The organism is Bacillus sp. JJ1609, assembly GCF_036967045.1.
Taxonomy (GTDB): domain Bacteria; phylum Bacillota; class Bacilli; order Bacillales; family Cytobacillaceae; genus Mesobacillus.
On record NZ_JBALSS010000028.1, the window covers coordinates 70348 to 76888 of the forward strand.

The window sequence follows — 6541 nt, forward strand, 5'->3', positions numbered from 1 at the left end:
TCATGAACCAGACATCTAAGTTATGGACTGCACAGTTTACAGCCATTGTTCTAATGGCTTTTTTATTTTTTCTTTGTTTGCAGCTGCTGACAGCAGGCTTTCCTGCATTCATCACCGACATAAAAAATAACCCGGCACAAGGCGGCTTGATGACGACTGTTTTCATGGCTGCAGCCATTGCTACACGCCCTTTTGTAAGTTCTCTCATGCAGAAAATGGACAACAAAAAGTTGAGCCTGCTCTCATTGGGCTTTATCGCCATTTCAGTTGGTTTGAGTTTCGGGCAGGAATCTGTTGGATTGTTGTTATTGCTAAGGATATTCCATGGAATCGGCTTTGGAGTCATCACTACTATTTTTTCGACGATGGCAACGAATATAATCCCAACTCATCGATTAGGCGAAGGTATTGGCTATTACGGTCTCGCAACAAGTGTCGGAACCAGCCTTGGACCCATGCTGGCGTTAGCCCTCCTTCAGATTTTCTCCTTTAATACATTGATCATCCTGTCGATCGTTTTAACTATCATCACTCTAGTACTGAATCTTTTTGTAAAAGGCCCTGAAAAGCCAGTTCCAGCTAAGAAGGCTGTTCAAAAAGTGAGCTTTAAGGAACATGCCTTTGACCGAAAAGCTTTTACACCAGCTATCTTAACGGCATTTTTCTCCATTACCCTTGGCGGAGTCATCAGCTTTTTAAGAGAACTGGGGAAAGAGGCGAATATTGTCGCATCCATCTCACTATTCTTCCTCGTTTTAACCATTATGATGATTCTGGTCAGACCTGTATCCGGAAGAATGTTTGATAAGTACGGCCATAAGGTGATCATCTACCCTGCGACGATTGCAGGTATTGTCGGACTGTCGCTTTTGGCATTCACTCAAAACACCTTAACATTACTGATTGCAGCTGGGTTTTATGGAGTCGCGTATGGTACTGTCACTCCTACACTTCAGGCATTGGCAGTCAGTTTCGTTCCAAAGGAAAAACAAGGAACAGCAAATGCGATGTATTTTTCTTCCATGGATCTCGGCATGGCCCTTGGCTCGACAGGACTTGGCATCTTGGCTTCCTATACAAGCTACCATTTTCTTTATGGCTTTTCAGTCGTGTTTCTTCTAGGACTGCTGATTGCCTATACTTTAATTTTTGTAAAAGGCAAGCCTGCCGTGAAATATGTGGAATCTTCCCGTGAGATTAGCGGGGATATTGGGATATAAAGAAAAACACGATGAATGGATTCATCGTGTTTTTTCATGGTTTATTTTCCACAGCACTTCTTATACTTTTTGCCGCTTCCACATGGGCAGGGGTCATTGCGGCCTACTTTCGGCTCCGCCTTTACCGGCTGTGTCTGCATCAAAGGAAATTCCTGTGCTTCCAATTCCTTTTTCCGGTTCAGGTAATCCTCATCACGCTGAATCGCAAGCCTTTTCCACTCACCAAGCTTAAGATGGTCGATGCCCATAACCTTATAGAATCCATAAAGGATTCTTTCACTCTCAAGGATCGATGAGTAGTATCCAGCCTTTACAGCATCCTCTACGACCGGAAGACCTTCTTCTGTCAGCTGATGGCATAGGGCTTCAACGATCGATACTTTATTTTCTTCATCATCAATTAATGAATATAAACTTTTCAATTTTTCAATTGAACTCGCCGTTTTAGTATTCCCAAGTATGGAAATCGGATAGATGGACATGGAATCATTGTTAATCATAGATGCCACATGTTCGACAACTGCATCTGATTGAAACAGTGATAGTGTATCTGATATTTCTTCCAGCAACAGATCATCATCACGGTCCAAGAGACCCGCAAAGTATGGGATATACTGCTCCTGATTCATAAGTCCTGCCATGTACACAGCTAAAATGCCATTAAACTGAAAAAACTTTTTATCCTCTTGTTCATTGAAGGTATATTTAATTTCATGCTCTTCGATAAAACCACGCTTCACCATAATCCCTGCAATTTCTTTTGCCTTGCTGTATAAATCTTGATTAAAAGATTCGTCTGTTTCGAGAGCAGCAAGAACGGAACCATACTCTTCCCAAACTTGTTCTTCTTCCCCATCCATTAAAAATTGAATGTACTCGAATTCCTTCTCTGGCAAAAAATTCTCCAGTTGAGTTCGATGCTTCAGTTTGAGATCAGAAAGAATGTTCCGAATCAGCCTGGCATATAAAAATTGATCATCAGGATCGGCTTCCTCTGCGCCTTTCAACAGCACCTCAATAGCTTCACTGTTAAATGGGAATCGATCGATATTGGCCAAAATTGTGATCTCTTTTTCCTTTTTAGCAATAGCTTCTTTAAGCAGCCTAACAGTCCAATCCTCAGGTATATTAGGATATTCCATTAAGGCATGCATAACAAATTCCTGGACAAGCAAATCATCTGATAATAAGTGAGGTTCTATTTTTTCAAGAAAATTCATTTGAACCCTCCTCTTTTGTTTTATGTATTCTTAAAACATTCTACCAGAAAGAAAAAAGCAGGCACATTTGCGAGCCTGCCCGATCATTCTATTCTTTATTGCGGTCACGGTTTACATTATGCCTGCTGATATAAATCCACATGGCTATGTAGGTTAAAAACAGTAATGCTAAAAATACAGGTGCTGAAAGTGCATTTTGGATTAACATGAATGTGCCACCTCTTTTACTTCAGGCTTTCCAGCGGAACGGGAAATATGAAATAAAAAATGACGGCAAGAGGGATGGAAATCAACCAAGCTGTACTCGGGTTTTTATAATGGATCCTCAGCACAACAAATAAAATTAAATTCAGCCAGATATTATGCCAGCTGTTCCAGCCGTGATCGTAAACATACATGCCCCTGTGCGCGAACAAAGCCTCAATAATCGTATAAAAGGCTGCCCATATTGTTACATATAACAGTTGATTCCGGTTTGATGAGGGAAAACGCTGAAGATAGATGAGTAATCCTACCGGGCAAATAAAGAAGGTAAAAGCAAGGTTAATAATCGAGTGGTTAAGCCAATCAGCTGTAATTCCGCGAAAAGCCCATAAAGTATGATTATAGTAAATCGTATTGTACAGCAGGTTAATGACCATAAAAAATAAAATGGTAGAATACTGCTTTTTCCACTGTGACCAATCAACGAATTTATAGGCAAACAAAATCCAGACTGCCATGACCAATAATAAATACATGTACCAATCTCCCCCGTAAAGCACTGATTTTATCAGTTATTACCAGTGAGGACGGTTTTATACCGCAGGAGTTATTACAAAAAAAACCTGAATCCTACGGGGATCCAGGCTTTCGAGAATAGTTAATTTTTGTACATTCAGCTCTGACTTCCAGCTATTATAGATAAATTTTTAAAAACTTTCTTCCTGCGCAAATACAACATATGTGCCTCTTCAATAGATACTTCCTTGAAGTCTATTAGTGTTCCGGGCAGCGCCTGTGCAAGTGCCGGAAGATCGACCGAAATGACCGTACCGATCCGTGGGTAGCCTCCAGTTGTTTGGCGTTCGGCCATCAGAATAATCGGCTCGCCGCTTGCTGGAACCTGAATACCGCCAGGAGGGACTGCGTCAGAAATAATATCTGCCCCGCCTATATGCTCAAGCTTCGGACCCTCAAGGCGATAGCCCATCCTATTCGATTTGGAGGAAACCGTATATTCATTAGATAAAAACAACTCGATCGTTGACTGAGAGAATTTTTCATAGTGAGGACCTAGGATTACACGAATCGTTATTTGCTTCTTATATTCCGGAATGAAATTACGATGCAGAAATCTATTTTTACAAACAGCTGGTTTTCCATGAACAATATCCCCTGCTTCCAAAGTCCGCCCGTTCAATCCGCCAAGGCTGCCATTAAGGAAAGTTGACTTGCTTCCTAAAACAAGGGGAACGTCTATGCCGCCAGCAAAGCTAATATATGCCCTACTGCCGCTTTTCACCTTTCCAAAAGAAAGAATGTCACCTTCCTTTAAAATAAAGCTTTTCCACATTGGCACTTCCTGTCCATTCACCTTTGGCTCTAAATTCCCACCGCAATTGGCGATCGAAACATTGGTTAAGACTTCAAGGCTTGGACCAAGCATTACCGCCTCGAGTACAGCCTCACCAAGTGGATTCCCTGTCAGGAGATTGGCCATCTGCATGGAATAGGTATCCATCGCCCCGGATGGACTCATGCCGTATTGCTGAAATCCGGTTCTCCCCAGATCCTGTACAGATGTTTGAAGGCCCGGCTTCAGAACTTTAAAAAGAGGAGCCGTCATTTTGCATCCCAGCTTTTGCCGACAGTAATTCCCTCATCCAATAACGCCTGCTTTAATTTCACCACGAACTCGAGCGTCTGGGGTTCATCACCATGGACACAAATGGTATCTGCCTTCAGTTTTATATCACTTCCGTCAACTGCCCTGACCTTCCCTTGCTTGACCATATGGATTACTCTTTCGATTGCATGATCCGAATCATGGATTATCGCATTAGAATGTGATCTCTGCGTTAAGGTGCCATCAGACTGATAATTTCTGTCTGCGAACACTTCATGTGCAACCCTCAGGCCCTTTTCTTCCCCAGTCCTGACCAGCAAGCTTCCTGCCAGGCCAAATAAAACTAACTCAGGATTAACATCCAACACTGCCTGGGCGATAGCATCGGCGACATGCTTATCCCTCGCAGCTATATTATATAAAGCGCCATGAGGCTTCACATGAAAGACTTTTGTGCCGCATACTCTTGCGGCTGCTTCAAGGGGCCCGATCTGATAGACAACAAGATTGTAAATCTCCTGCTGGGTCAAAAGCATTTCCCTCCTGCCAAAACCTTGAAGGTCAGGAAAACCAGGGTGTGCACCTATTTTCACTCCGTGTGTTTTCGCCATTTTCACCGTTTCCATCATCACATTATGGTCCCCAGCATGATATCCACAAGCGATGTTTGCAGAAGTAATGTGTTTGAGAATTTCCTCATCATTGCCAATCTTGAATAGCCCATAGCTCTCGCCCAAATCACAATTCAAATCCACTGACAGCATCATATTCACTCCTTTGCGTAAGTCTTAAGCTGATAGGATATTCTCATTTCTTTTATTGTGAAAAATTCTTCCTGATTGATTGGCACAAATTTTATGTAATTGCCTGCACTCAAAAGGAACGGCTCATTCTTTTCCGGATCATATAACCGAATAGGTGTGGCCCCGATAATCCTCCAACCTGAAGGTGCATCTGCAGGGTAAATGCCAGTCTGGCTGCCTCCAATCCCAATAGAACCAGGGAATACGCTGAATCGGGGCTGTTCAAGCCTCGGCACCGCAATTTCATCCGGCATGCCTCCGAGATAAGGAAAGCCCGGCATAAATCCCATCATGTAGATCAAATATTCTCGGCCAGCATGGAGGTTGATCACTTCCTGTTCGCTTAGACCATGATATTCCGCCACAAATGGTAAATCCAGACCGAATTCCCCTCCATAACAGGCTGGAATCTCGTACACAACAGGGCTGGCTAGCTGAGTTTCTCTGAGGGACAGATTGACCTTCTCCAGTTTTCGCTTTAAGGCTTCATAGCTGATTTGTTCAGGCTCGTAATAAACGGTTACTGAGGTGTACGCAGGCACCCATTCAATGACGCCAGGGACTCTTTCTTTTTCCAGCTTTAAAATAAATTGACGAATCCGGCCATTCGTTTCCTCTTCGATTGAATCCCCAAATGAAATGCGAACAGCCAGATCCCCTAACGGTATGATTTTAAATGTCATTTTACTTGTTCCTTTTTAAAACTTCTTCCCTGGCACATGTATCTACAATCACATTCAATGCCCTTGCCATCAACTCTTGCGGCAGGGATGGCAGTGAAGGATTGCGGGATGACATTTCTGTTGAAGCTGGAAAGTGGATAAAGCCGGCTTTAATAGCTAGATTATTTTTTCGGATATGATTCAAAACGGCATATAGCGTGTTATTGCAAATGAATGTGCCAGCAGTGTTCGATATTGCGGCAGGTATTTGCTCTGCCTTTAGATTCTTTTCTATGTGTCTAATTGGAAGTGTTGAAAACAATCCATCTGGCCCATCCTTGTCAATCATTTCATCGACAGGAACATTCCCTCTATTGTCCGGATACGGGTCACCAGAACCCGTATCTTTCACATTGATGCCAATCCGCTCAGGAGTGATCGCAGTCCTCCCAGCAGCAAGCCCGCAGGAGATCACGAAATTGGGTTGGATCTCATCCATTTTCGCAATTAATTTTTCCGCACATTCATCATAATTAACCGGCAGCAAAATCGTTGTAATCTCCACATCCTCAATTGCAAACTTTTCTGCTTCCTTAAGCAGCTCTTCAGTAGGATTAATGCTCATTTTTCCGAATGGCTCGAAGCCAGAGATTAGGATTTTCATATTAAAACCTCTTTTCATTTTGGCTCTGTTAAAGCCCAATGTTGTTTTTTAAAACCTGTTGATTGTAGTGGAAGGCGCGAAGACTCCTGCGGGCTCAGCGCCAGACCCGCGGAAAGCGAAGCGCCTGGAACGAAAATCAACAGC

The 6541-nt window shown here is 42.9% G+C and carries 7 protein-coding genes; 1 reads left to right on the forward strand and 6 read right to left on the reverse strand.

Translation table 11 applies throughout. From position 1 onward, the window contains the following. Window positions 1-2 precede the first annotated feature (2 nt). On the forward strand, window positions 3-1220 hold the full coding sequence (locus tag V7654_RS19910) for an MFS transporter (RefSeq protein ID WP_335432551.1): 1218 nt from the start codon (window positions 3-5) through the stop codon (window positions 1218-1220). A gap of 41 nt (window positions 1221-1261) precedes the next feature. Here V7654_RS19910 and V7654_RS19915 read toward each other — a convergent pair whose 3' ends face one another. The 6 genes from V7654_RS19915 to V7654_RS19940 all read right to left on the reverse strand — a co-directional run bounded on the left by V7654_RS19915 (window position 1262) and on the right by V7654_RS19940 (window position 6397). Next, window positions 1262-2440 carry a YecA family protein gene (locus V7654_RS19915; protein ID WP_335432552.1) on the reverse strand — a complete coding sequence of 393 codons (1179 nt, stop codon included), beginning with the start codon at window positions 2438-2440 and terminating at the stop codon, window positions 1262-1264. Window positions 2441-2664: 224 nt separating this feature from the next. Further along, window positions 2665-3180: a CBO0543 family protein gene (locus V7654_RS19920; protein WP_335432553.1), complete on the reverse strand. Its 516-nt coding sequence runs from the start codon at window positions 3178-3180 to the stop codon at window positions 2665-2667. Window positions 3181-3317: 137 nt separating this feature from the next. Continuing rightward, window positions 3318-4268, reverse strand: coding sequence for a biotin-dependent carboxyltransferase family protein (locus V7654_RS19925; protein ID WP_335432554.1), 951 nt, complete (start codon window positions 4266-4268; stop codon window positions 3318-3320). Then, window positions 4265-5032, reverse strand: a complete 768-nt coding sequence (locus V7654_RS19930; protein WP_335432556.1) for a 5-oxoprolinase subunit PxpA — start codon at window positions 5030-5032, stop codon at window positions 4265-4267. The genes V7654_RS19925 and V7654_RS19930 overlap by 4 nt, the downstream gene beginning before the upstream one ends. Window positions 5033-5037: 5 nt before the next feature. Further along, the gene (gene pxpB, locus V7654_RS19935; protein ID WP_335432557.1) at window positions 5038-5754 is read right to left on the reverse strand and encodes a 5-oxoprolinase subunit PxpB; all 717 of its coding nucleotides are present in this window, start codon (window positions 5752-5754) and stop codon (window positions 5038-5040) included. Window position 5755: 1 nt separating this feature from the next. Continuing rightward, window positions 5756-6397, reverse strand: coding sequence for a pyroglutamyl-peptidase I (locus V7654_RS19940; protein WP_335432558.1), 642 nt, complete (start codon window positions 6395-6397; stop codon window positions 5756-5758). Between the last annotated feature and the right edge of the window lie 144 nt (window positions 6398-6541).